Origin of the sequence: Streptomyces boncukensis (assembly GCF_011045075.1) — a bacterium.
GTDB classification, from domain to species: Bacteria; Actinomycetota; Actinomycetes; order Streptomycetales; family Streptomycetaceae; genus Streptomyces; species Streptomyces boncukensis.
The window spans coordinates 1-396 of sequence record NZ_JAAKZZ010001137.1; the positions used below are offsets into that span (position 1 = coordinate 1).

1 protein-coding gene is annotated in these 396 nt (G+C 71.0%); it reads left to right on the forward strand.

Annotation, left to right across the window (positions count from 1 at the left end; genetic code table 11):
- Positions 1-49: 49 nt before the first annotated feature.
- Positions 50-396, forward strand: a 347-nt coding sequence (locus tag G5C65_RS38330) for a winged helix-turn-helix domain-containing protein (RefSeq protein ID WP_165303713.1), incomplete at its 3' end; no start/stop codon positions are given.

The following is a 396-nucleotide window of genomic DNA, read 5'->3' on the forward strand; positions in this document are numbered from 1 at the left end:
CGCGTGTGCCGCTATCGCACGGTTCGCAGTAGCGCTATCATGATCTTTCATGCAGCAGCGTAGCAGTGTGCGTGAACTCGCCGCTTCCTTGCGTGATGAGCTGAATCGCTACTCTCCGGGTGAGAAGCTCCCTTCCAGCAGAGCACTCGTCGAGCAGTACCGCGTCAGCCCCGTCACCGTCTCGCGGGCCCTGTCGGCGCTGGTCGCCGAGGGGCTGGTGGTCACCCGTCCCGGCGCCGGGGCGTTCCGCGCCTCCGATCCGGGCCCGTCCGCGCCCGCTCAGGGGGACACCTCCTGGCAGGAGGTCGCGCTGAGCGCCGAGCCCTCGGCGGACCAGGTGCCGCGCACCGTCGACGCCGGCGGGGTCGTCACCACCCTCGACGCGCCGCCGTCCGG